Annotated in this window: 24 protein-coding genes; 10 read left to right on the top strand and 14 right to left on the bottom strand. The window is 59.9% G+C overall.

Going from position 1 to position 23,867, the window contains the following annotated elements; translation table 11 throughout:
• Positions 1-152: 152 nt before the first annotated feature.
• Positions 153-620 (bottom strand): PRC-barrel domain-containing protein, encoded by a 468-nt coding sequence (locus WD767_05305; GenBank protein MEX2615492.1) that lies wholly within the window; start codon positions 618-620, stop codon positions 153-155.
• Between the two features lie 439 nt (positions 621-1,059).
• On the opposite strand from WD767_05305, the gene WD767_05310 reads away from it, so the two are divergent.
• Positions 1,060-1,572 (top strand): RNA polymerase sigma factor, encoded by a 513-nt coding sequence (locus tag WD767_05310; protein MEX2615493.1) that lies wholly within the window; start codon positions 1,060-1,062, stop codon positions 1,570-1,572.
• 33 nt (positions 1,573-1,605) lie between these two features.
• Positions 1,606-1,866 carry a hypothetical protein gene (locus tag WD767_05315; protein MEX2615494.1) on the top strand — a complete coding sequence of 87 codons (261 nt, stop codon included), beginning with the start codon at positions 1,606-1,608 and terminating at the stop codon, positions 1,864-1,866.
• Between the two features lie 33 nt (positions 1,867-1,899).
• On the opposite strand, the gene WD767_05320 is transcribed toward WD767_05315, so the two are convergent.
• Positions 1,900-2,664: a matrixin family metalloprotease gene (locus WD767_05320; GenBank protein ID MEX2615495.1), complete on the bottom strand. Its 765-nt coding sequence runs from the start codon at positions 2,662-2,664 to the stop codon at positions 1,900-1,902.
• Between the two features lie 369 nt (positions 2,665-3,033).
• Positions 3,034-3,648 (bottom strand): hypothetical protein, encoded by a 615-nt coding sequence (locus WD767_05325; protein ID MEX2615496.1) that lies wholly within the window; start codon positions 3,646-3,648, stop codon positions 3,034-3,036.
• A 462-nt stretch (positions 3,649-4,110) separates the two neighbouring features.
• Here WD767_05325 and WD767_05330 point away from each other — a divergent pair, with 462 nt between their 5' ends.
• The 5 genes from WD767_05330 (at position 4,111) to WD767_05350 (ending at position 8,158) form a co-directional block, all read left to right on the top strand.
• Positions 4,111-4,569 (top strand): hemerythrin domain-containing protein, encoded by a 459-nt coding sequence (locus WD767_05330; protein ID MEX2615497.1) that lies wholly within the window; start codon positions 4,111-4,113, stop codon positions 4,567-4,569.
• 95 nt (positions 4,570-4,664) lie between these two features.
• The gene (locus tag WD767_05335; GenBank protein MEX2615498.1) at positions 4,665-5,261 is read left to right on the top strand and encodes an SRPBCC family protein; all 597 of its coding nucleotides are present in this window, start codon (positions 4,665-4,667) and stop codon (positions 5,259-5,261) included.
• A gap of 13 nt (positions 5,262-5,274) precedes the next feature.
• Positions 5,275-6,450: a zinc-dependent alcohol dehydrogenase gene (locus tag WD767_05340; GenBank protein MEX2615499.1), complete on the top strand. Its 1,176-nt coding sequence runs from the start codon at positions 5,275-5,277 to the stop codon at positions 6,448-6,450.
• 21 nt (positions 6,451-6,471) lie between these two features.
• Positions 6,472-7,254: an SDR family NAD(P)-dependent oxidoreductase gene (locus WD767_05345; GenBank protein ID MEX2615500.1), complete on the top strand. Its 783-nt coding sequence runs from the start codon at positions 6,472-6,474 to the stop codon at positions 7,252-7,254.
• Positions 7,255-7,285: 31 nt separating this feature from the next.
• A complete protein-coding gene (locus WD767_05350; protein MEX2615501.1) occupies positions 7,286-8,158 on the top strand; it encodes a glucose 1-dehydrogenase in 873 nt (290 codons plus the stop codon).
• 49 nt (positions 8,159-8,207) lie between these two features.
• Here the strand turns inward: WD767_05350 and WD767_05355 are convergent, their stop codons facing one another.
• From WD767_05355 to WD767_05395, 9 genes are read right to left on the bottom strand one after another with little or no spacing between them, the layout of a single operon-like run.
• Complete coding sequence (locus WD767_05355) at positions 8,208-8,822, bottom strand: NAD(P)H-dependent oxidoreductase (GenBank protein ID MEX2615502.1); 615 nt, start codon at positions 8,820-8,822, stop codon at positions 8,208-8,210.
• On the bottom strand, positions 8,810-9,607 hold the full coding sequence (locus WD767_05360; GenBank protein ID MEX2615503.1) for a TIGR04290 family methyltransferase: 798 nt from the start codon (positions 9,605-9,607) through the stop codon (positions 8,810-8,812). The genes WD767_05355 and WD767_05360 overlap by 13 nt, the downstream gene beginning before the upstream one ends.
• Positions 9,608-9,612: 5 nt before the next feature.
• Positions 9,613-10,689 (bottom strand): glycosyltransferase, encoded by a 1,077-nt coding sequence (locus tag WD767_05365; GenBank protein MEX2615504.1) that lies wholly within the window; start codon positions 10,687-10,689, stop codon positions 9,613-9,615.
• On the bottom strand, positions 10,686-11,771 hold the full coding sequence (locus WD767_05370; protein ID MEX2615505.1) for a glycosyltransferase: 1,086 nt from the start codon (positions 11,769-11,771) through the stop codon (positions 10,686-10,688). Before WD767_05370 ends, WD767_05365 begins: the two co-directional genes overlap by 4 nt.
• Positions 11,768-12,880: a glycosyltransferase gene (locus WD767_05375; protein MEX2615506.1), complete on the bottom strand. Its 1,113-nt coding sequence runs from the start codon at positions 12,878-12,880 to the stop codon at positions 11,768-11,770. Before WD767_05375 ends, WD767_05370 begins: the two co-directional genes overlap by 4 nt.
• Positions 12,880-13,992, bottom strand: coding sequence for a glycosyltransferase family 4 protein (locus WD767_05380; protein MEX2615507.1), 1,113 nt, complete (start codon positions 13,990-13,992; stop codon positions 12,880-12,882). Before WD767_05380 ends, WD767_05375 begins: the two co-directional genes overlap by 1 nt.
• Positions 13,974-15,263: a TIGR04295 family B12-binding domain-containing radical SAM protein gene (locus WD767_05385; GenBank protein MEX2615508.1), complete on the bottom strand. Its 1,290-nt coding sequence runs from the start codon at positions 15,261-15,263 to the stop codon at positions 13,974-13,976. The genes WD767_05380 and WD767_05385 overlap by 19 nt, the downstream gene beginning before the upstream one ends.
• A complete protein-coding gene (locus tag WD767_05390) occupies positions 15,260-17,275 on the bottom strand; it encodes an NAD-dependent epimerase/dehydratase family protein (protein ID MEX2615509.1) in 2,016 nt (671 codons plus the stop codon). The genes WD767_05385 and WD767_05390 overlap by 4 nt, the downstream gene beginning before the upstream one ends.
• Positions 17,272-18,378 (bottom strand): NAD-dependent epimerase/dehydratase family protein, encoded by a 1,107-nt coding sequence (locus WD767_05395; protein ID MEX2615510.1) that lies wholly within the window; start codon positions 18,376-18,378, stop codon positions 17,272-17,274. Before WD767_05395 ends, WD767_05390 begins: the two co-directional genes overlap by 4 nt.
• Positions 18,379-18,761: 383 nt before the next feature.
• On the opposite strand from WD767_05395, the gene WD767_05400 reads away from it, so the two are divergent.
• Positions 18,762-19,757: a UDP-glucuronic acid decarboxylase family protein gene (locus WD767_05400; protein ID MEX2615511.1), complete on the top strand. Its 996-nt coding sequence runs from the start codon at positions 18,762-18,764 to the stop codon at positions 19,755-19,757.
• Between the two features lie 94 nt (positions 19,758-19,851).
• Here WD767_05400 and WD767_05405 read toward each other — a convergent pair whose 3' ends face one another.
• Positions 19,852-21,249: a CoA transferase gene (locus tag WD767_05405; GenBank protein ID MEX2615512.1), complete on the bottom strand. Its 1,398-nt coding sequence runs from the start codon at positions 21,247-21,249 to the stop codon at positions 19,852-19,854.
• Positions 21,250-21,316: 67 nt separating this feature from the next.
• On the bottom strand, positions 21,317-21,550 hold the full coding sequence (locus WD767_05410; GenBank protein ID MEX2615513.1) for a hypothetical protein: 234 nt from the start codon (positions 21,548-21,550) through the stop codon (positions 21,317-21,319).
• A 512-nt stretch (positions 21,551-22,062) separates the two neighbouring features.
• Here WD767_05410 and WD767_05415 point away from each other — a divergent pair.
• Both WD767_05415 and WD767_05420 read left to right on the top strand, forming a co-directional pair.
• A complete protein-coding gene (locus WD767_05415) occupies positions 22,063-22,863 on the top strand; it encodes an SDR family NAD(P)-dependent oxidoreductase (protein ID MEX2615514.1) in 801 nt (266 codons plus the stop codon).
• Positions 22,864-22,945: 82 nt separating this feature from the next.
• Positions 22,946-23,830 carry a TauD/TfdA family dioxygenase gene (locus WD767_05420; GenBank protein ID MEX2615515.1) on the top strand — a complete coding sequence of 295 codons (885 nt, stop codon included), beginning with the start codon at positions 22,946-22,948 and terminating at the stop codon, positions 23,828-23,830.
• Positions 23,831-23,867 lie beyond the last annotated feature (37 nt).

Below are 23,867 nucleotides of genomic sequence, written 5' to 3' on the forward strand. Positions count from 1 at the left end.
GGCATCCCCGGCGGCGAACGGCATTGGCTCAGGGAGGAAAAGCCAGACCGCTTACCGCCAAGACTGTTGTGACCCTCAGCCGGGCGACAGGCGTGGTTCGCGATAATTGCGCGGCACCCATATGAACCTTCCGCCCGGCTTCAGGTTTCGGTTCAACGAATACCGTTGTTCGGCGCGCTGCCTGTGGCACCTTGTTCCTGGATTCTTTTCTGCAGTTCCGTTTCGGTAACTTCAAGGTAAACGGCAGGTTTCCCTTCGTCGTTCTGAACCTGCGCCTCTTCGGGTCGAATCATGACTTGCTTTGCGCCCAGTCCCAGAATCCCGCCGATGGACAGGTTGAGCGCGACAATTTCCTGATTGCCGTCGCGCATGATTGTTTCGACTTCGCCGATGTTGTTGCCGTCAACCGTATAGACATCTGCGCCCACCAGGCTTTCATTTATCGTCGTGGCCTGAGGAGTCGGTGCGGTAACGCCTGCGCCCGGCTGCGCCTCCACACCCGGCAGCGCCTCCGCACCCGGCTGTGCCTCCTGGGCAATGGCGGGTGATACCGCCAGCGCCAGCGCGGCAAGGCCGGCTGCCAGTACGTTTTTCGCATCGTTGCGCTTGTTCGTACCCATGGTCTGATATCCTTTCAAAGTCGTTTCGACATTCCTGGTAACGCCCCGGCCTCGTCGTTCCTGCCGTATTGCAGCGCAGTCGTTTTGGGGCCGGATTGACCGAAGCAGCAGTCCACTCATCATCACTGACGTCTAGCGGCTTTATTTATTCGCCACCGCAGGATGGAAAATCTCCGGCCATGGAATAATCACAGCGTGAAACTGCCCGCATTCTGGAATCAACCGTCGCAGCGGTGCCGATAAGAGCCGTTTTAGTCGATACAGGTCAGCCGCGCCTTGCGGTTCTGAATGTCCCAGGAAGAGGGGAAAGTGGTGCGGCGTGTTCGGGGCATGTCAAGAAAATGAGCAAGTAGAGCAGGACCTTAAACAGGCAGCGTTACGTGTCCAGATCATCGTCACGGAAGGCGACGTTTCGTGATCTCACAAGGAGACGATAAAAATGCTGGACAGGTTTGGCCAACAGTTACCGCGTTACATTCCTGAAATGCGGCGGTATGCGAGGGTGCTATTGGGGAGTTCGACGGAGGTGGACGATCTCGTCCAGGAAACACTGTGCCATGCCCTGCGAAAGCGCCATGTTTGGGACAGTGTCCGAAATATCAAGGCATACCTCTTTACAATGCTGCACAACCTTCACCTTGATCGCGCCGGAATGGTGTCGCGGCGCGGACGACAGGTCCCGATGGAGGACGTGGAATGGCATTTACAGTGTCCGGAACAACAGCCCGATCCGATTGTCTTGCGAGATCTGGAACGCGGCCTGATGGACCTGCGGCAAGACCAGCGTCAGGTCGTTATTATGATCGGCGTTGAAGGCATGAGCTACAGGGACGTCGCGAAATCACTCGATATTCCGATTGGAACAGTTATGTCCCGCCTGTCGCGCGGTCGCGAGGCGTTGCGAAAGAGTATGGAAGGCAGCGTCGACCCGAATATCCATCTGGCCCGCTAGGTTTCTCGCAGGGAGCCAGACTACGGAAGCCAAATGACACATACGACGTCCAATATAGGTCACATCATTGTAGAGCGTGATATTCACGCCTACGTCGACGACGAGCTGTCTTCCGGCCGGCGAGCCCTGGCCGAAGCGTATTTGGCGGCGCATCCCGACAGGTTACGCTGCGTCGAGGCATACCGGATGCAAAATGCCCGATTGCGCCTTTTATCAGCGCGAGTTGCGTCCGACCGCCCTGGCGGTGTTGCAAAACGCATGGCCGGCGGCAAGGCTCCCTTGCCGATCCGGTAAATCAATCTTCGATTTCCCGATCGAAAAAGAACGCTACGGACGCACTGCCGTATGCGGCGACTGTTCGACAGGCGCAGGCGATGGCGCGGTATCGGACGCCGCCAAGTCTATTTTTTCAGGTCTGGCTCCGTACAGTGCTTCAATTCCTGAAATATCGCCCGGTTGCAGGTCACGGAAGGATTCGCGATAGGTGAACGACATCATCTGGCCGGATGCGCCGGCATGATCGAGCCCAATGGCGTGTCCTATTTCATGAATAAAAGTATAGCGCAGATCATAGACCGTAAGGTCGCCATCGAATCCGACTTTCCATTTTATCAGAGGATTGAGGCAGATCAGCGACCTGTGAATTGTGCCGATACCTGCGCCCTGCGCTTCGCTGGAGTCAACATTGGCAAAGGCGAACCGTCGGGGCGTCGATTGGGCTCCAATCTGTATCTGCGCTGTGGCCTGATCTTCTGTTTCCACAAAAGAAATATTTGCGGCATTTTCCCATGCTGCAAAGGCGGCGTTCACTTCCTCACGTAACACATCCGCCGAAATACCAGAAGTTGCCAGCAAACCGTCGAGCGAAGTCATCCGGCTGCAGTTTAATGTCGCTGGATGTTCGACAGGTTTTACGACGTATGCATATGTGACTTTGGCGCCTGAACCTATCGCCGGATCACCCCATTTGACTTGTTTCCCGAATTTTTCCAACAATCGAAAGTTGTCCAAGGCAAATGCATTCGTTCCGGGCCACAATGTTGCGGCAATGACGGCGGCCACCAAAATCGTGGTGAAATTATATGCTCTCACTGTTTTTCATCCATTTTTCGCATAAAAAAAGGCTCGGTGGCTGACCCGGACGAAGCCAGCCGGCAAAACCTGTATCAGTTACAATATGCTGATTATTTACGCAATAACGTAGTGTTAACAAACGTATACTTCCCGGCAGGCCGAGGGGCACGCCACAAAACATGCCACAAGCAGGTCACAATGGGAAGGCGCCGTCGCCGGCGGAAGGAACGCTCCGATTACCCAGGGCGATCAGGGGATTCATGCCGTTGAAAAGCAGGAGAAAAAATTGGAAGACTGAGTACCGGTTACGGGAACCCCTTCGTGTGGTGCGGACGCCAGGAAAGCACGGAAGGGGACGGCGGGAAACTGAACGAAATGGACAACCTTTTATGTTTCATCCGCGTCCATTTCATGGACATGAATTTCCGTTCCACCGCAATCTGCTAGGATGTTGGCGGCCAACTGTTCTTCCTCGGGCGCCCGGATCTTGACCCACAGAAGGATACCGCCCTGCTCGATCTGTTCCTGAAGAAACGCGGCGCGCCCGGATCCGACGCGCCATCCCAGTGCTTCGGTAACCGCTGCCGCGCCACCGCCCGCAGCGGCGGCGCCGACAATGGCAGCCAGTGCACCGCCGCCCGTCATGATGGTGGCGCCGCTGGCAAGGAATGCCGCGGCGACGCCCGCCATCCCGGTCATAAGGGTGCGTCCCTGCCTTACGTCGGTCTCGGATACCGGGGATTGCCGTTCGACTCCCGAATTTTCGGCAATGTCGTGCGTATCCTCGACGACATGGTCGGGCGACAAAAGCCCTCCCTGCGCGAGCAGACTCAGCTCCGCGTGATCCCAGCCGGAACTTGTCAGTTTGCTGATCGCCTGTTCCAGATCTTCAGCCTCATGAAACAGGCCGACCAGTTCCCGGTATAGCGATTCATGCTGTCTCGCCATGATTCCTCCTTCCACCGTCATCATGATCCTTCCTTCCGCCGTCAGACGGGCCACGGGAATTTCTGCTTTCTGTATATCCTTCAAGCCTTTCATTTTTAAACGGGGCAACGTACCCGCTGGTTCCTTCAGGCAGGGGACATCGCCGTCATTGCGTCCCGCTCGCCTCCAGCCAAAAGGCGCCGAGTCGGCCATTGAAAAGCTTCTGGTTTTGGCTGGAGGCGGCGGATTTCGTTTTCCGGTCCGCTACGGGAGCGGAATTGCAAACGGCACGGGGGTGGCCATCCCGCAGGCTGCGGGCCCCGCCCTGGCGACTCTGGACGGCAGGCGCTCGACTGCCAGAATCTGCTGCATCGCTTTGCACCAGTTTATTTGCGATTTGTTGGAACCTTGGTCGTGTCGCGCTGTTACTCGTTGTACTGCGGAAGGGCCTCAGGGAACTGCGCCAAAGACCGCATGACTGTTTATGTACAGCTTCCAATGCCGATGCCACCGATAAGCGAAGGAGGATTAACCACCATGCCCAACGCCATTGAGCTTCTCGAAGAAGACCACGACAAGGTCCGTGGCCTTCTCAAGAAACTGACTGACAGCGACAACGGAGACCAGAAGGAACGCGACGAACTTCTGAAGAAAATCAGAAACGAACTGCATATCCACACGCGGCTGGAGGAGGAAATTTTTTATCCTGCCTTCCGGGAAGCCGACGAGAAAGCCCACGGGGAACTTTATCATGAGTCCATGGAGGAGCATCACATCGTGGAAGACATGGTTATTCCTGACACTGAAGATGCCGACAGGAAAAGCGCTGAATTTTCCGGTTGTGCAAAAGTTCTGCGGGAACTGGTCGAGCATCACGCAAAGGATGAGGAAGAAGAGATGTTTCCGAAGGCCAAGAAGGCGCTCACAAAGAAACAACTGGAGGAACTTGGATCCCGTATGGAATCCCGCAAGAAGGAACTGCAGGATTCGCTCTGAGGATTTCATGACAACCGGGTGAGGCTGACGCCATGGCTGACGATAGCAGGATAACCGGTAGGACACATCACAACCGCCGCGGGGGAAAGCTGTGGTTGGGCGTGGGCATCGCGGCCGTTGCGACACTCGCAGCGGTCGTAGTGCTGGGAGCGAAGGGCGCCCGCGCGGGGCGGCCGCCAGACAGTGCGCCGGGCCGGACGGCAAGGACCGACCGCTTCGGTGGCTTCGCCGTGGTTGGACGCACGGTAACGATCAACAGGCCACGGAGCGAATTGTACCGTTTCTGGCGCGACTTTAACAACCTGCCGGACTTCATGGAGAATGTCGAATCCGTGCAGATTGAGGGAGACCTGACGGTGTGGACAATTGCCGCGCCAATGAATCGTACGGTAACCGTCAAGACCCGGATTGTCGACGAACGCGAAAATGAACTCATCGCCTGGCGGTCGGTGGAAGGCTCTGAAATCGAAACGGAGGGCCGCGTCACGTTTCGCGAAGCGCCCAATGGCCGCGGAACCCAAACCGAGGCGATTATCGCCTACAAGCCGCCCGCAGGCGAACTCGGACGCATTATCTCGGCGCTGTTCCGGCGCGAGCCCGGGATACAGGGGCGGCACGAACTGAAGCGTTTCAAGATGCTCATGGAAACCGGAGAAGTCGCCCGCTCCGAGAATCGCCGCAAGGCGGCATGAAGGAGATTATGAAATGCGTGCACTCACGTGGCACGGAACGCACGACGTCAGAGTAGATAACGTTCCCGATCCTGAAATCGTCAATCCGAGAGACGCGATAGTAAAGGTCACGTCGACCGCCATTTGCGGTTCGGACCTGCACCTCTACAACGGAGTGATACCCGGGATGGTGGCAGGCGATATCCTTGGCCATGAATTCATGGGAGAGGTGGTGGATGTTGGCAGGGATAGCACGCTGGAGAAAGGGCAGCGCGTTGTCGTGCCGTTCGTTATCGCCTGCGGAAACTGCTTTTTCTGTGACAAACATCAGTATTCGGCTTGCGACAACTCCAACCCGGTGGACAAGCAGGATGTCACGGAAACATTGTACGGTTATCCCATGAGTGCGCTGTTCGGCTATTCGCATCTGACCGGCGGCTATCCGGGCGGCCAGGCCGAACTCGTGCGCGTGCCGTTCTCCGATACAGGACCCATTGTTGTCCCGGACGGCCTTGAGGATGAACAGGTGCTGTTCCTGTCGGATATCCTGCCCACCGGCTGGATGGCCGCGGAGAATGCCCAGATAGAAGAGGGCGACACAGTCGCCGTCTGGGGCTGCGGACCCGTCGGGCTCTTTACGATTCAGTGCGCCCTGTTCATGGGCGCGCATCAGGTGATCGCCATCGACCACTATCCTAACCGGCTTGCACTTGCTCGCCAATTGGGTGCCGAAATTATCGATTTCGTCCAGACCGACGTGCGCGAGGCGCTGACCGAAATGACCGGTGGAATCGGCCCGGACGCCGTGATCGATGCGGTGGGAACGGAGGCCCACGGATTTTCCCTCGACAACGTCGTGGACACGATCAAGCAGAAAGTCGGCATCGGCACCGACCGGGGCCATGCGCTCCGGCAGGCGATCATGTCCTGCCGGAAAGGCGGCCGGATCTCCATGCCGGCGGTATATGGCGGCATGCTCGACAAGTTTCCGCTCGGCGCGCTGATGGAAAAGGGCCTGCAACTCAGGACAGGCCAAACGCATGTACAGCGCTATAGCGCTGACCTGCTGCGCCGTATCCAGGAGGGCGAGATCGACACAACCTTCCTGATCAGCCATCGCCTCCCTTTGGAGGAGGCGCCGGAAGGTTATCGCAACTTCAATGAAAACCAGGATGAGTGGACCAAGGTGGTTCTCAAGCCTGCCGCATAAATCAGTGGGAGTAGGGATGTGATAGCTTCGACACCTCTCGCCGTCGTAACCGGGGCTTCGACCGGAATCGGGTACGAACTTGCACGGTGTTGCGCGGAAGACGGTTACGATCTGATCATCTGCGCGGAAGAGCCCCGAATCGAGTATGCCGCGAGAAAGTTGCGCGACGCCGGGGCGCGGCAGGTCGAGGCTGTACAGGCAGACCTTGCGACCGAGAACGGTGTGGACAGGCTGTGTGCGTGGATCGGCGATCGGGAAGTCGACGCCCTGCTGGCCAATGCCGGCGTCGGGTTGGGCCATGGCTTCCTGGATCAGGATCTGGGTGAGGCAAAGGGCGTTATCGACCTCAATATCACCGGGACAATCAGCCTTATCCAAAAGATCGGCCGTGGCATGCGCGACCGGAACAGGGGACGCATTCTTGTCACGGGGTCGATCGCCGGCTTTGTGCCGGGCAGTTTCCAGGCAGTCTATAACGGAACGAAAGCCTTCCTCGACAGTTTTTCCTATGCACTCGGTAACGAACTGAAGGACAGCAACGTCACCGTTACATGTCTGATGCCCGGCCCCACGGAGACCGAGTTTTTTGATCGGGCCCACATGGAAGACACGCGCGTCGGCCAGGACGACGACAAGACAGATCCTGCGAAAGTGGCCAGAGATGGCTATGAGGCGATGAAAAACGGCGAATCGGGCATCGTCAGCGGCTTCATGAACAAGGTCGAGACGACCTTCGCAGGCCTCGTGCCCGAGACTGTCCTGGCGCAGTTGCATCGGCGCAGGGCGGAGCCTGGCCGAAAATAGGGATGGCTGGGATACAGGAGGAATCGTCGATATGCCAAGAGACCCTCGCAATCGTTATCCAAGACCGCCGCAGCCCCCGCAACATCAGCCCATGCCGGGATTTACGGCGAAGATGGAAGATGAGCCGGACCACGGCGAAGAAAGTTACCAGGGCAGTGGGAAACTGAAAGATTGCGCCGCGATCATCACCGGGGCGGATTCCGGCATCGGTCGCGCCGTAGCAATTGCATATGCACGCGAAGGCGCCGACGTACTGGTGGCGTATTATTCAGAAGACGAAGACGCCGAAGAAACCAAGAAATGGGTTGAAAAGGCGGGGCGGCGAGCCGTTCTGGTGAAGTGCGATATTAAAGAGGAATCGCAGTGCAAAAGTATAGTCACGCGCGCCCTGGATGAGTTCGGGAAGGTGGACATCCTCGTAAATAACGCCGCGCATCAGGCCACATTCGACAGCATAGAGGATATCACCGCCGAAGAATGGGATATTACGCTGCGAACTAACCTGTCGGGCATGTTCTTTCTGTGCAAGGCGGCGATTCCACACATGAAGCCGGGCAGCTCCATCATCAACACATCGTCGATCAATGCCACCGATCCGAGCCCGGGACTGCTTCCCTATGCGATGACAAAGGGAGCAATCGCCAACTTTTCCGGCGGGCTGTCGGGTCTGCTGGCCGACAAGGGCATTCGCGTGAACGCCGTCGCTCCGGGTCCCATCTGGACTCCTCTCATTCCTTCCACCATGCCGGAGGAAAAGGTTGAGAATTTCGGGAAGTCGACACCGCTCGGACGCGCCGGTCAACCGGCCGAACTGGCGGCAGCCTATGTCTATCTCGCTTCAGACGATGCGAGTTACGTGACAGGCGCGCTGCTCCCGGTAACAGGCGGGCGGCTGATGCTGTGAGCGGAGTAACGCCGGAACGCACAACGGCGGCAAATTTTTGTGCAGCCTTTTATTCGGGCAATCCGGGGTACTGGTCGGCTTTCAGCATTCCGGCCAGATGGACGGCATTGCGCACCAGCATGGCAGTTGCGCTGGCGACCTGCTTCGGCGTTTTTTCCAGGTCCTTGTAATCGGTCCCACCCATTGCTTCGCCGACCCAGTAGCTTACGGCATTTGCGGGAATAGTGAATCCGACGTCGTTCAAGGCCTGATAGAGTTCCGCCGAAACATGATGGGCGCCGTCTTCGTTCCCGACGACGGCAACACAGGCGATCTTGCCGTATGACGGCATCCTGTGACGCGCATCTGTTTCGCCCAAAAAGGCATCCAGCCGTTCCAGGACTTTCTGGCAGATGCTGGATGGTTTACCGAGCCATATCGGGGTGCCAACGACCAGTATGTCGGAGGCAACGATGCCGCGTCTCACGCCGGGCCATTCATCTCCATCGCCTTCATCGGAGCTGACCCCCGGCTTTATATCGAGATCGGCTACCCTGACGATTTTGCAGCTGGACCCGAATTTCCTGAACTCCTTGGCGATCTGCGCCAGAAGCAGACCGGTAGAAGACTCTTTGTCGGAACCTTTCAGCGAACAGTTCAATGCGATTACTTTCAGATTCGCCATGATTCAGTCCTTTTTGCCGTAGCCGATTGGTATTGCCGAAGGTTGGCGGCATGCAAAGAGAAGGCGCTGTCGCGGCGACAAACGTATATTTCGTGACCGGGGCGGGCGGTTACCCTGTAACCGACAGCGCGCAGCAGGGCGCAGACCGCCGCATGGTTCGGCGCCCACCAGTTGGTTGGGTCACCGGCGAAATCGCCTTCTATGAACGCCATGAAGGGCCAGTCGCGCTCGGTTAATTGTTTGCGATTGTCAAAGTCCAGCGGTTGCTTGGGGTCGGCGCCAATGTCGCCGACGTCCGCCGTCAGGGTCTGGAATATCAGCATATCCGGCCGCAATCCGGCGATGATGTCGAGGGCGAGGAGAGGATACCGGAGATGATAGAAGACCCCCATGAAGACAACGACATCGAAGTGTTCTGTTGTCCGCGCGAGGTCATAAACCTGTTGCCGCCGGAATCTGACCCTTTCGGCCCCGATATGGTTCCGTGCCCACTCGGCCTGGCGCAGGTAATGCGGATCGTCATCTATGCCGACGACGGAAGCGCCCATTTTCGCGAGCGCGAATGTGTAGAATCCGGCATTGCAGCCGATATCCAGAACCCGTCGACCGTCCAGCGACTCGGGCAGATATGGCTTCAATTCCTGCCATTTGCAGTGCGGAAAATCCCCGAAGCGGTGATCGGGCGCCGTGCGCAGCCCGTTCGGAAGATGCAGATTGTGAAACCAGGGGCCCAGGGCGGCGATCTCCCTGACCGCATCGTCCTGTTGCTGTTGCGTTAGGGACATCCTTCCTACCCGGTTCTGACGTTAGTGAGAATCTGTTCCAGTTGCCCGGCGCGCACTTCCGCGCGGTGCTGCTCCAATACAATGTCGCGCGCCATTTCCCCGATCCCGCGCCTTTGCGTCTCATCCATGTCGAGATAGTCGCGCACATCGTCCGTCGTGTCGGCCACCAGGACGGCTTCCCCGATCGGGAACAACTCGTCCAGGCCATTCCATCGATCGGAAATTACCGGCGTAGCGCATGCAGCGGCCTCGAACAGCCGCACGCTCGGCGACCAGCCCGCCGCAATCATATCGGCGCGCGTCACGTTCAACGTGAGCGATTGGGCATTGTAGAAGGACGGATGCTTCGCCGGCGGCAGGTGTTCCACCCGCGCCACGTTACGGGGCCAGTTTATTTCTTCCGGGTACTGCGGTCCGGCGACGATGAATTGCGCATCGCGTCTGGCTGCAGCCGTATCCAGGAGCAATCGCTGAACGGAAGGCTGGCGGTCGTCGCTGTAGGTTCCGAGATAACCGAGCGCCCACTCGGCGGGATTGCCCTTGTCCGGCCGGTAGCGGTCGGCATCCACCGTGCAATAAAATGCATACGGCCGCCGCGCTCCGTAGCTTCGGCGAAGGACGTCGAGGGTTGGGCCGCCGGCAAATGACAGATATGCCGCAAAATGCCGTATCTGCCGCTGTGCCAGGTATGACTCTTCATTTCGCTTCAGGCGCGACAGTGTTAACGGTGTGTCAATGTCGTAGAACACGACCGGCCCGGTTGCGGTTTCCAGCACCCAGTCGATCACCTTTACGCCGTCGGAGACGAAAGAGCCGACGAGCACGGCGTCCGCGTTGCGTACCGGGCCGGTGAACCGTGATCTCAGATCGCAGACGTCGGAATAGAATTCCAGCGTTGCAAACTCCGGAGAGGGCAAATCACGATTATCGCGATACCAGGGCGCTTCCTGTTCCAGGAACGTAACGCTGCTTCCTCGGGCCGACAGTCCCCTTAACAACGCCCGATAGGTCGTCGCATGTCCATTTCCCCAGGAGGAGGAAAGCGTAAGGCCGACAACGACGAGGTTCAAGCCGTCCATCATGCGACCTGCCGCGCCGCATAGGCTGAAACGAGCAGTTTCTCAACAGTCTCCGCCCTTTTGTCGTAGGTATGGTCGGCGAGGACCCGCCGAAGCGCCGCCTGACCGATTTCATGGGCGCGCTCCGCCGTCAGGTGGCGGACGATTTCGGCAACGTCTTGACCATCCCGTGCAAGCAGTACTTCTTCTTCCGGCTTGAGGAACAGTTCCATGCCGTCCCATTGGTCGCTGACAAGGCACGCGCCCGCACCGGCCGCCTCGAAGACACGCGTGGCCGGGGAGTAGCCGACGAGCGCCATGCTCTCACGGGCAATATTGAGCACGGCGCGCGGCGTGGCATTGAATACATTGTGATCCCGGGTCGAAACATGTCCGATCCAGCGCACATTCGGCGGAACGGACTTGCCGTTCCAGCCGGAACCTCCGATCAGAAAATTTTTTTCCGGTGCGGAGCGGGCCGCATCGAAGAAAAACGCGTCCACTCGCGCTTCCCGATCCGGTAACCGATTGCCGAGGAATGAGAGGTCCGCTGCAAAGGCTTGTGCCGGAGCGGCCGGATGATGGGTTTCGGGATCGAGCCCGTTATAAATGGCATTACAACGGCAGGCGCCAAATTCTCGATACCGCCTTTCAACGGGGGGACCGCCGCCATAGGTCACGACCATGTCCAGCTTGGGCAGAATCCGGCGCAACGGGTGGTCCTGCTCATTCGCTATTTCAGCCTGCGTGGCTGGCGCGTCCACGTCCCAGAATATATAGAGCGCATGCGGCGCGATGCCTCGTTGCAGCCCTTCCAGCAGTTCGGTGTCCAGCACACCGACGCCACTTGTCTTGACCACGACGTCGAAGCAACGCGCTTTCGCCAGAACGTGGCGCAATCCGTCGGAATCCGGCTCATAGACAACGACCTCGCACCACTCCGGCGGCTCCATGTCGGCGTTTAGCTGTCGATCGAATGCGCGCGGCTCGAAAAATGCCAGGTCATGCCCCCGACAGGCCAGCGCCCGAATGAGGCCACGGTAGTAAGTCGCAGCGCCGTTCCAGTACGACGACAAAAGGCTGGACCCGTAGAATGCTATTTTCACAAGGACATCTCCGGTCTTCGTGCCGAAGGAACATCAAGTTCATGCAGGATCGCCACGAGTTCATCGACTCTGTGGGCGACCGTGTGGCGCTTTGCAATTGTCTCAAGGCCCCGGGCCGCGTAGGATCGGGCAGCGGCGGGCTCGTTCCTGAAAAGCAGCATTTGCCGTTCGGCGTCCGCCCGGTTGCGAACCATGGCGAAATCGCGACCAGGGCGAAACAAGGATTCGCAATCGTCCCATGGGGCGCAAATGAGGGGAATGCCACAGGCAAGCGCCTCAAAGACGCGGATCGTCGGTACCCCGGGCAGCATATCCACGTAGAAGCGGCGCGGCACATGCACCGTCATGCGATGACGCGCAAAAATTTCCGGGACACGGGCGTTCGGCAACCACCCGTGGTAGCGCGCCCCCGAGCGGTCCAGGCGTTTCAAGGCCTCCTTGGGGTAGCGGACCCCGTATACATCCGGCGACTGCCCTGTTGCGGCTGAGGGTTCAAACAGGAATTCGTCGAGTTCTCCGGTGCGTTCGCCGTCGCCCCAGTTGCCGATCCAGACAATTTCGCTGTCCGGTTCGATCTCCGGCATCGGATGGAAAAGGTGCGTGTCCGCCGCTTCGTGCCACGTCCAGACACGACGGCCCCAGCCCTGCAACAGATACGCTTCACGTAACGCGGCGCCGAAGGCGAGCACGCCATCGAAGGAAGAAAGGTCGAGACGTATCATTTCGTCCGGCGCCGAGACCATTCGATGATGGGTATCGTGAAAAAGCAGGGTGAAGGGTGAATATCTTCTGCGGCGCCCGATGTGGGACACGACCTTCGGATCCGTCCATTCATGGACAATGACGACATCCATGCCGCACAGCGCGGCGTCGATATCCTCCACCGAGCCGTAGAGCCGCGATCGCAGGGATGGAAAACGGATCCTGAAATCCGCTTCCGCGCGCGGCGATTCGTTTCGAAGATGGCTTCGACTCCAGCTGTCTTTCGGCTCCCACGCCGTCGCCTCGTGGCCGCGGGCGGCCAGTTCACGAAGAATGCCACGAAGGAAGTGCGCGTTGCCATGGTTCCAGTCGGAGACGAGGGAATGGGTGAAGTATGCGAAGCGCATCACGCCGGCACCTTTTCGGGGTGGCGGCCGGCGAGTATGCAGCGATACAGCGCGTGCATCTCGTTCGCCGTCCTGTCGATGGTGTATTGTTCGACGCGCTGTCGGGCCGCCCTCGACTGGCGCGCAAGCAAGGCTTCGTCGCGGATCAGCCTGTTCGTCTGCCGCGCGGCGTCGGCAGGATTCCCGGGATCGAAAAACAACGCCGCATCGGACCAGAGTTCGCGGAATGTCGCGATATCGGAAAGAACGAGCGCCGCTCCGGCGTGCGCCGCTTCCGCAATGGCGAGACCGAAAGGTTCGTATAGCGAGGGCGAAATAAAAATCGGTGCAATCGCATACTCCCGCGCCATTGCCATGCTGCCCAGTTCGCCCAGGCACCGGACGTTGTTGAATTGGGCTTGCCAGCCGTCCTCGGGGCGAATTCGCGCACCGGCAACATATACAGGCCAGTCTATAAGCGGGGCCGCCCTGTCCAGTAGCGCCAGATTTTTCGACTCGTCCCATGCGCGTCCGGCAGAAAGAACATGCGGTTGTTTGATACCTCGATAACGAGGCTTCCGAACGCCATTGCGGATCACCTGTGGCGATTTCGGCAGCCCGTAGGTCTTCTGTAAATGCGCGGCGAAAGCCGCACTGGGGGCGACCGTGGCATCGGCCCCGCGCAACCCGTTACGGACAGCGTTACGGTGCCATGACCAGTTGTCAGGCGCAGGCGCGCCTTTAGTCTCCCGCCACCACGTTTCGACGCAACTGTGCGCCATGGCTATGGACGGTATGGAATACCGCTCTCCGGCGAATGCCGGCTGGTTGATCTGTATGAGGTCGGCGCCCCATTCGGCCGCGCTGGCCCGGATTTCACGGCGGGTGGCAGCCAGTGAAGCCTCGCTACCCGCCAGCCAGTCGAATGGCGCGTTGACCGGGACGCTGTCGATATTCTCAAGCGCGGAAAGTTCCGCGATCTGTATGGGAGAGGGAGCTCGGCCGATGACGCCAAGACGCACGGCGGCCCCGCAAGCCGTTAACTGTTCCGCAAGCATCACCGAATAATGCCAAACGCCGCCAATAGAATCTGTCGTCAGGAACAGGCGCACCGCTATGCCACCTCGTCGCATTCGAGCATTTCAAGCGGAAGCGGCCGTTCGTCCTGTACGTCGCTGAGCTGCGAAAATTGAGCAAGGTAATGAGCATGCGCCCTTTCCCAGGCATGATCATCCGGCGTTCCCCACAGCTTTCCGTAGTCGGGAGAACTGGGGTAGGGATAAAGCGGTACCGGATCGTTTGCCCAGATTCCCGCGTCTCGCATAAGGTCGCGCCAGCGTTCGACCTCTTCCGTGTCGTCGGTAACGACTTCGATCAGGTTCGCCTGGACGAACGGCACGTGACGTTTCGTATGGAGCAACCGCTCGGTCAGTTGGGATGTTGTCATCCGGCAGCGCTTGTTTAACGATTCACGGCCTGACTCCGTGATGCTCTCGACTCCGGCCTCCACGGAAACGCAACCCGCGCGGCCCAGCAATTCGATCATGTCCGGCTTCCACAGGTCTATGCGGGTCTGTATGCCAAACTCGACCTTTCGCCGTTCGAGCAGTTCGAGCAGTTCCTTCCAGGGCAGAAAAATTTCATCGATAAAATACAGGTACGTCACATCCTGCTGCAAAAGCCGGTCTATCTCCTCGGCGAGGATTGCCAAATCACGTCGTCTGTATGCATCGCGGAAATCCAGCTTGGCGCAAAAGCTGCAGGCGTACGGGCAACCGCGGGATGCCTCAATTTCCGCGCCGGGGCCCGTCGGCTCCTGGTCGAAACGGTGGTGATGGTGGCGGTGGTTCCGGAGCCACCGGTTCGGCCAGTGCAGCGCCGGTAAGTCCGTGAAGCGGGTTTTCAGCGGCGGCCCGGTTACAATGACATCGCCGTCCGCCCGGACAGCGAGGCCCGGAATCTCGAGGGGTGGCCGGCCGTCCGCCAGCGTCACGATGGCTTCTTCGCTTTCGCCGCAGACGAGCACGTCGCAGCCGAGTTTCCGGAGGGCCGCCCGCGGCGTAGCAGAGCCATGCGGACCGATGGCGACGGTCCGGCCGCCGCCTTCCCCGAGCAGATGCAGGAAACGGCGCGGGACCGTGACTTCCGGTTGCGTACATCGCCAGAACAGATAAGTAGGGGCAGTGGTCACGACGGTCAGGTCCGGACCATAGGCCGCAATGGCCTCGACGATTGCGGGCATGTCCATGCCGTCGAGCGCCCCGTCGAACATTTGCGCTTCATGACAGGCTGCCTCGAGGAGGACTTGCGCGGCGCCCAGTTCGATAGGCAGATGCGGTTCCCTGCAGCCAAAATAGATGCTGCCGTCAAATGTCCAGGGCGGATTGACGAGCGCGACTCTCATGCGACCCTCGCTTTATGCCGGCCCGCAGTCGGCAACGCGGTCTCGTTCAACCAGGCGTCCAGGTTCCGCAGGCCGTCACGCCAGCGGACCTGTGCTTTCCAGCCTGTGGCCGCGATGAACGCGGAAGTATCGCTGACATAATAAAGCTGATCACCTGTCCGCTCCGCGCTGAACGCGATCCTGACGGGTCTGCCGAGCAGGCTTTCCATCTCATCGAGAACCTGGAGCAGGCTTACGGCATTGGCCGCCCCCCCGCCCAGGTTGAAGGGCTGCCCCCGCAGCGTATCGATGTTCGTCAGCGCCTTGCGATATGCGGTGACGGCGTCGGCGACGTGGAGCACATCTCTTACCTGCCGCCCATCGCCGAAAATAGTCAGCGCCTCATCGGCCCGCGCGCGTATCAGGAAATGTGCGATCCATCCCTGATCCTCGGTGCCGAACTGCCGGGGACCGTAAATGCAGCTCATACGCAGTACTGTCGCGGGAATATCGAAAGTCTGCGCATAATCCAGAACGTACTGATCGGCAGCACCTTTCGAGCAGCCATACGGCGTGCAGAAATCGAGTGGCTGCGCCTCGGAGACGCCATGCGTGCGCGTGGCGGTATCGACCGGCCCCCATCGGCCATCGACCAGGATGAATTCATGCCGGGACAGGTCGCCATACACCTTGTTCGTGCTTGCAAAAATGACCGGTGGCGGGGCCGGCCGATTGCGCACGGCTTCGAGCACGTTTAACGTGCCCTTCGCATTAATATCGAAGTCACTTTCCGGCAACGAGAGACTGGTCGTCACGGCAACCTGCGCGGCAAAATGATACACCGCGCTTGCCGAACCGACTGCCGCATCGACAGCAGTCTTGTCCCGCACGTCCGCGATGGCGGCGGCGACTTTCCGCGGATGGCGACGCCGGAGCCATTCAAGGTTTTCTTCGACGCCGGGGCGGGAAAGTGCATCGAACACGAGCACGTCCTGGCCATCCGCGGCCAGCGAATCGGCGAGATTGCTGCCGATAAATCCGGCGCCGCCTGTGATCACGACCGGCCGGGTTTTGCCCACGATGGCGGGGGCGCTCATAAGCCGCTTCACATCCTTCACGGCTTCCAGCCCGTCTTTCTCCAACAGGCGGGCGGTAAGTTTAGGTACGCCGTCGGCGTCATACAGACCGAAATGATAATGACGCGGATCGAAGCGGAGTCCGTCCTGGGTCGGTACGGCCGGATGAATGTCCTCCAGCATGTACCAGTAGACTCTGGTTACGGGCGCTTCCATGGCGTCAAGAAAACAATGGGCGTACGGGGCCGGGTCGTTGCGCCAGGAGGAATAGCCGACTTCGGTGAGCCAGATTTCCGCCTGAATGTCCAGATCCTGCAACAGGGCGCGAACGGCGGTTACCTGCTCGCGCCACGGCTGCCAAAGTGTTTCCGCCGATTCCCATGTTCCGGGAAAGCCGTGTAATCCGATGGCGTCGCACTTTGCGAGGACACCACGTTCCCCGATCGTCTTTAGCCAATTGAGGTCTGTCGGGCAGGGGCCGCCGAGCAACGTCTTCCATCCGCGCTGCTGCGCCCAATGGGCCGCCGCGCCGATCATCTGGCAATAAATGTTCCAGTCGGGATCCGCCCGCCAGTCCCAGTCGTTCAGATTATTCGGTTCGTTCCAGAGTTCGATCCATTCGAAATACTGTCCGTAGCGGTCGAGGACCAGGTCAATAAAGTCGGCGTAATCGAGCGGACGGCGTGGCGGTCCCGACGTACGTCCTGTCCGGGAAAGGCTCGGCGGCGTGTAGTGGATACAGGGAAGAACGTCGGCCTTTGCGGCAACATGCGGTATCAGCCAGTCATACCAGTCACCGTTTTCTGTGTGGAAATCCGCCCAGGAAAGATGCGTCCGCAGACGCCGGATGCCGATCCGCTGCATCCTTTCGATTGACTGGTCCACGCGATCCCTGTCGCCGACACGGAACCATTCGACAACGCCTAGCGGCTCACCGCTCCCACTGTGGACCGTCACGAAACCAGCCCCCGGACTTCGAGTTCGGCACGGGCGGCATCAACGCCATCAAATGCCTCCTGAGTCGCGACCCAGTCCGCCAGTTCAGGCAGAGATTCACTGAAACCGCGCTGTGCCTTAAAATCCAGAAGGCGTGCGGCTTTGGATGTATCGGCAAAGCAATGGCGGATATCGCCCTGCCTGGACTTGTTTGTAATTAGCGGGCGGATATCTGTGCGCCCCATCGCCGCCGCCAGTTGCTCTGCGGTTTCCGTGATGGAGATTGAGCGGCCGCTTCCGATGTTAATCACTTCTCCGTTTGCTTCCGGCTTTTCCATGGCAAGCCTGAATGCGTGCGCCACGTCCTTCACATGGACGAAATCCCGGCGCTGGTGGCCGTCTTCGAATACCATCGGTCGCTGGCCGTTCAACAGCCGCGATGCGAAGATGGCCAGCACGCCGGTGTAGGGATTGGAAAGCGCCTGGCCGGGACCGTAAACATTAAACAGGCGTAACGCGCAACTTTCCATGTAATACGTTTCACAAAGCATCAGCGTCATGCGTTCCTGGACGTATTTGTTCAGCGCGTAGACAGACGCCAGTTGTGGCGGTTTGGTCTCCGGTGTAGGCACGGCCCGAAGGCGGTTTCCGGCGTCGTCAACGGGATCCCATCCTTCTCGTGCGCGCCCCCTTGATACGGCGGGACGGCCGTCGCTGGTTTCGTAAAGCCCCTCACCGTAGATGCTCATCGACGACGCCACGACGACCCTTTTGACAGGCCTTTCGATCAGTTGCTGGAAAAGAACAGCGGTCCCGAGGTCGTTGACGGATGTATAGCGGTCGACCTGATACATACTTTGGCCGACGCCGACTTCAGCTGCCAGATGAAACACGCCGTCGACCTGTGACAGGGCCTTCTGCACGACGGTCGCATCACGCACATCGCCGCGGATGAATTCCACCCCGTCCAGCGGTCGGGACAGTGAGACTGGTCCGCGGCCGTGTACCTGTTCCAGCAGGCTGTCCAGAACTCGGACTTCGGCGCCGGATGCGAGGAGTTCGCCAGCCAGGTGCCGGCCGATGAAACCGGCGCCGCCGGTAATGAGATAGCGCGGTCCCGTCATCCCGAAATATCCTCTCACAACGTTGCACAAGACAACGGACGCTAATGCCGACTGCGTCGGTCCCTTGCTGAAACGGGATGTAACCGCAAAAGGTTCCACGAAATTTCGGATTGCAGGGTTGCCGCTTTCGAATGGCCGATGGCAAGTCGTGAAGAATGAAATTTCGCCGCGCCAGACGCGCTGGTTACCATTCGCGACACGTGCGGTCGGATTTTCCGGTCCCGATTCCTTCTGCGCCAATGCCGACTGCATCAACGCCTTCAGCAGCAGGAACCTTTTCGAAATTCGCTCGTTATCAACGAAACACGATCAGAAAAACCCGTTCAGAAAGTATCCAATCGAAAATAATTGTGCCTTCATCTGAAAACCAGGGAGAGTGAGGAATGAAATCTCGTGTTCTTGTAACAGGTGGCGCCGGGTTTCTTGGTTCCCACTTATGCGAATTCCTGCTGGCGCAGGGCAATGAAGTCATTTGCGTCGACAATTATTTTACGGGTTCGAAAGAAAATATAGCGCATCTGCTATCAAATCCTTTCTTCGAGGTGATTCGTCATGACGTGACATTTCCACTCTATGTCGAGGTCGACAAAATATATAATCTCGCCTGCCCGGCTTCTCCCGTCCATTACCAGCGCGACCCGGTACAGACGACAAAAACCAGCGTAAATGGCGCGATTAATATTCTCGGACTGGCAAAGCGTTTGAAGGTGCCGGTCCTTCAGGCATCGACCAGCGAAGTGTACGGAGACCCTGAAATGCATCCCCAGTCGGAACAATACTGGGGACATGTCAATCCGATCGGCATTCGATCCTGCTACGACGAAGGCAAGCGCTGTGCCGAAACCCTGTTTTTCGATTATCGGCGGCAGCACGGCCTTGATGTCCGGGTCGCGCGGATATTCAATACCTATGGACCGCGCATGGATCCTGACGACGGGCGCGTAGTTTCCAATTTTATATTGCAGGCGCTTCGTGGAGAGCCAATTACCATCTTTGGCAGCGGCAGTCAGACCAGATCGTTTTGCTATGTGGATGATTTGATAGAAGGCCTGGTGAAATTCATGGAGACGCCCGGCGCTGGTCCCGGACCGCTGAACCTGGGCAGTCCTTTCGAAAACACCGTCCTGGAACTGGCGGAAAAAGTGATCGAAATAACCGGCTCCCGTTCAACGATCGAATTCCTGCCGCTTCCGGAAGACGATCCCTGCCGGCGTCGCCCGAATGTCGACTTGGCACGTGAAAGGTTGACATGGGGCGCATCGATAAGTTTGGACATCGGACTGGAGAAAACGATCGACTATTTCCGGAAAGTGCTCGGGTCTCCTTCGATCGTACCGTTGGCGAGGAACCCGGAGACACCCAGGATTATGGCATCATAGGCAGGAACAGACCTGGGTTCTTTGGCCGTTTCCAGGGGCGAAAAGGCCTAACGTCCGGGCTTTCCGCTGCCGGTATCGCAGCGGCAGGCCCGACCTAATTCAGCCATTCCGGCGCATCACCCCCCAGCACCGGCGTCGGCCGTTCCCAATAGGGCTGGGTTTCGGAGAGTTGCAGCACCGGACGCAGGTGCTTCACCGGGCCCTGCTTCGGTTCGGACCTTGTCCGCAATCCATCCAGCTCTTCGGGGGATAGGTCCATGTCGGGCCGGTCGAAATCAACCTTGCCCTGGCGGTAGATGAACATGCCCGACTGGCACAGCGAGACGCGGACATGGTAGCTGCCGCCCTCGCGCGCGCGGCGGGCCAGCGCCAGCAGCACGCCATAGGCGCCGAGATAGCCGGTGGTGTAGTCGTTCGCCGCCGCCGGCAGCAGCTTCGGCCGTTCCGGCGATCCTTCCATGCAGATTCCGGTCACGGTCTGCGCGACCTGTTCCCAGCCCGCGCGGTGGCTGAACGGGCCATCCGCGCCAAAGCAGCTCGCCGACATGCAGACGATGCCGGGCCGCCGTTCCGCCAGCTCTTCGGGCGAGAAGCCGAATTTCGCCATCACGCCGGGGCGGTAGCCCTGTGAAAACACGTCCGCCTGGCCGGCCAGTTGCTTCAGCTTTGCATTCTCGTCCGGATCGTTCAGGTCCAGGAAACAGCTGCGCTTGCCGTGGCTGGTATCCAGCACGTGTTCCGGCACCTGGGGCAGGTGCCCGGCCGCGACCATCAGCACATCTGCGCCATTTTCCGCCAGGGTCCGCCCGGCGATCGGGCCGGCCAGGATGCGGGTCAGGTCCAGCGCCCGGATGCCGGAAAGGGGCCGGCCGCCCTCCGGGAAAGGTTCCGGGTCGCTGTCGCCGATCCTGATGATTTCGACGATGGGTTTGCCGGTCAGCACCCTGCCGTGGTCGCAATCGAGCCATTCCGCGTTGCTGCGCACCATGCCGCCGCAGGCGCGGGCCTCGTCGATGGCGGCTTCCAGGTCCATCGCATCCCAGGTCCGGACGGCGGCGGCGACGGATTCCGGCGTCAGTTCGCAACCCAGCACAGCCTGCACCCGGTCGCGCAGGTGCGGCAGGTTGAAATGCGGCAGGAAGTGGCGGCCGTCCTTCGTTTCCCAGGGCTGGGTGATGGACGCCATATGGATCATGGAGGGGCTGTTCAGTGCGGTCCAACTGCCGTCGTCCTGCTGCCTGACGAGGTTGTGCGAGCTGCGCAGCGAGGCGGCGGCGTGGCGGGTGTCAACCGTCGCCTTCTGCCGCCGCCCGGTCTTCAGCTCCCAGATATCGTTCACCGCGACGCCGACCCCGGCGACGACATTGGCGCAGGTTTCGCCGATCCTGAACCTGGTGGAATAGACCGGGTCCGCCCCCGTAATTTCGACCTCGCCGCTTTCCGGCATGCCGAGGCCGCGCACGGCCATGATTTCGTCAAATGCAGCACCCATATGTCCGTCTCCCGATGAAAGTCAGCCATAAGGGAGCCCGGCGGGACGCGGCTTGTCAATCCGGTAGTCAGTATTCGCCGCTGAGGCAGGCGCCGAGCGCCGGCGACAGGCTGTGCCTGTGGCGGATGGTGGCCTTCAGGGCCGCGGTCGCCCGGCGCGCGGTCGACATGTCGGGGGTTTCGATCTGGATGACGCTGCTTTCCGGGGGACGCACGCCCCAGGCAGCGCGCTGCGGGTCGCCGAACCCGTCGAATTCGACCCAGACCTTGAAGGTATCCGTTGATCCGTCGATGAATGCCATGATGCCTGTATCCCGTGCGAAGTGGTTCTTGTCGCGGGGATAAAGCCACCGGCGCATGAAACCGCCGTGACCGGAGGATGACAATTCAGTGATTCCGGACGGAAAAACCCCCGGCGCGATATATCAGGAGAGGGGAGTTGATGGCGCGCCGGGGCAGGAGACAGGAGAGAGCAGAATCATTTCAATGGAGGAGGAAATAACAAGTAAATATTACAATGCATATAAGTAACGTCAACAAATATCGTATATAATTACTTATTTAATTGAATAAACATATTAAAAAACTTGAATATAAATTATGTAAAATCCTACCAACCGGTAAGGAGTCTCGCCCGTCGCCACCGGTCCGGCGGAGCTTGCCGCTCGGCGCCGCCCGTTCCATGATGCCGGAGAATCGCGCCGGAACCACTTGGCGAGATCCCCTTCCGGCACATGATGTGCGCGATCCCGGGCGGGGTTGAGGGTCGAATTCATCGCGCCCGGCACAGCGGCGCAATAGGGGGGACGAAGCGATGCTGACGGGCAGACATGCGCTGGTGACGGGATCGACCCGCGGGCTGGGCCAGGCGATTGCCCGGGCGCTGGCCGGCGAAGGCTGCGACGTGATGCTGAACGGGTTCGGCGATGCGGCCGAAATCGAACGCGACCGCGCGGCGCTGGAAGCGGCGACGGGCGTCCGGGTGCGCTATCACGGCGCCGACCTGTCGCGGGAGGACGAGGTCGATGCGCTGGCTGACGCAACGCTGGCGGCATTCGGTTCGGTCGATATCCTGGTCAACAATGCGGTGATCCGGCACTTTCATACGGCGGTGGATTTTCCGCGCGACGAATGGCGCAAGGCGCTGGCGGTCAACCTTACCGCGCCGTTCTACCTGATCCAGCGGGTTCTGCCCGGCATGCGCGCCGGCGGCTGGGGCCGGATCGTCAACATCGCGTCGGTGATGGGGCTGGCCGCGCGGTCCGGCCGGGCGGATTACGTTACGGCCAAGACCGGGCTGATCGGGCTGACCCGCGCCATTGCCGCCGAAACCCGGCTGGACCGGAATGTCACCTGCAATGCGATCTGCCCCGGCTCCGTGCTGACCCCCAATACGGAAATCAAGATCGCCGAATTCATCGCGGAATCGGGCCTGCCCCGCGAGGAAGCCGTCACGGAATTCCTGCGCATGCGGGGCCAGACGATGGGATTCATCGAACCGGATCGGGTGGCGAAACTGGCGGTATTCCTGTGCCAGGATTCGTCCTTCGACATGACCGGCGCGGTGATGCCGATCGATCAGGGCCGGTCGGCGACGTGGCTGGAACAGGACTGATCCGGTCTTGCGGACGGCGCCGCGGAATGCTTGACTTGATCCGTCGGGATCACGGGAAAGCGACGGGGGAGCGCGCGATATCATGAGTGTGACCATTCGGCCATTGCATCCGGTCCTGGGCGGCGAAGTCGACGGCGTCGACCTGCGCCGGCCGCTATCAGCCGAAGACGTGGCGGCGATCGAGGCGGGCATGGACAGATACGCCGTGCTGGTCTTTCACGGGCAGGACATTACCGACGAACAGCAGCAGGCGTTCAGCCGTAATTTCGGCCCCCTGGAGCGGCCGGATTCGGTCAGCAACATTGCCGACGGGCTCGGCCGGCTGGGGCCGGAAATTGCCGACATCTCGAACCTCGACAGGCAAAACCGGGTGCGGGCGGCGGATGACCGGCGGCGCCTGTTCGCCCTCGGCAACATGCTGTGGCATTCGGACAGCTCGTTCCGCGTGGTGCCGGCGAAGTACTCGCTGCTGTCGGCGCGGGTCATCCCCGCGACCGGCGGCAACACCGAGTTCGCCGACATGCGCGCGGCCTACGACGCGCTGGACGACGACATGAAGGCGCTGATCGAGGATCTGGTCTGCGAGCACTCGCTGCTGTACTCGCGCGGGTCGCTCGGCTTCGACGAATTGAGCGAGCAGGAAAAGGCCGGGTTCCGTCCGGCCCGCCAGCGGCTCGTCCGGACCCATCCCGTGACCGGCCGCAAGTCCATTTACCTGTCCGCCCATGCGGGCGCGATCGTCGGCTGGCCGACGCCGGAGGCGCGTATCCTGCTGCGCGACCTGAACGAGGATGCGACCCGGCGCGAATTCGTCTTCAGCCACAAATGGCGGCAGTTCGACCTGGTGATGTGGGACAACCGGCAGGTCATGCACCGCGCGCGGCGCTACAACGACACGACCGAGGTGCGGGACATGCGGCGCACCACCATCGCCGGCGACTCGCAAACCGTCGAACAGGCGGCATAGCCGCGCCACCCGCGTTCATGCTCGCGGGCGACCGCGG

The sequence above is a fragment of the Alphaproteobacteria bacterium genome (assembly GCA_040905865.1).
Classification (GTDB): Bacteria; Pseudomonadota; Alphaproteobacteria; order UBA8366.

Coding starts and splice junctions, on each gene's coding strand:
- WD767_05305 (MEX2615492.1), bottom strand. CDS start 620: ATGGGTACGAACAAGCGCAACGATGCGAAAAACGTACTGGCAGCCGGC.
- WD767_05310 (MEX2615493.1), top strand. CDS start 1,060: ATGCTGGACAGGTTTGGCCAACAGTTACCGCGTTACATTCCTGAAATG.
- WD767_05315 (MEX2615494.1), top strand. CDS start 1,606: ATGACACATACGACGTCCAATATAGGTCACATCATTGTAGAGCGTGAT.
- WD767_05330 (MEX2615497.1), top strand. CDS start 4,111: ATGCCCAACGCCATTGAGCTTCTCGAAGAAGACCACGACAAGGTCCGT.
- WD767_05340 (MEX2615499.1), top strand. CDS start 5,275: ATGCGTGCACTCACGTGGCACGGAACGCACGACGTCAGAGTAGATAAC.
- WD767_05350 (MEX2615501.1), top strand. CDS start 7,286: ATGCCAAGAGACCCTCGCAATCGTTATCCAAGACCGCCGCAGCCCCCG.
- WD767_05355 (MEX2615502.1), bottom strand. CDS start 8,822: ATGGCGAATCTGAAAGTAATCGCATTGAACTGTTCGCTGAAAGGTTCC.
- WD767_05360 (MEX2615503.1), bottom strand. CDS start 9,607: ATGTCCCTAACGCAACAGCAACAGGACGATGCGGTCAGGGAGATCGCC.
- WD767_05365 (MEX2615504.1), bottom strand. CDS start 10,689: ATGATGGACGGCTTGAACCTCGTCGTTGTCGGCCTTACGCTTTCCTCC.
- WD767_05375 (MEX2615506.1), bottom strand. CDS start 12,880: ATGCGCTTCGCATACTTCACCCATTCCCTCGTCTCCGACTGGAACCAT.
- WD767_05380 (MEX2615507.1), bottom strand. CDS start 13,992: ATGCGACGAGGTGGCATAGCGGTGCGCCTGTTCCTGACGACAGATTCT.
- WD767_05385 (MEX2615508.1), bottom strand. CDS start 15,263: ATGAGAGTCGCGCTCGTCAATCCGCCCTGGACATTTGACGGCAGCATC.
- WD767_05395 (MEX2615510.1), bottom strand. CDS start 18,378: ATGACGGGACCGCGCTATCTCATTACCGGCGGCGCCGGTTTCATCGGC.
- WD767_05400 (MEX2615511.1), top strand. CDS start 18,762: ATGAAATCTCGTGTTCTTGTAACAGGTGGCGCCGGGTTTCTTGGTTCC.
- WD767_05405 (MEX2615512.1), bottom strand. CDS start 21,249: ATGGGTGCTGCATTTGACGAAATCATGGCCGTGCGCGGCCTCGGCATG.
- WD767_05410 (MEX2615513.1), bottom strand. CDS start 21,550: ATGGCATTCATCGACGGATCAACGGATACCTTCAAGGTCTGGGTCGAA.
- WD767_05415 (MEX2615514.1), top strand. CDS start 22,063: ATGCTGACGGGCAGACATGCGCTGGTGACGGGATCGACCCGCGGGCTG.
- WD767_05420 (MEX2615515.1), top strand. CDS start 22,946: ATGAGTGTGACCATTCGGCCATTGCATCCGGTCCTGGGCGGCGAAGTC.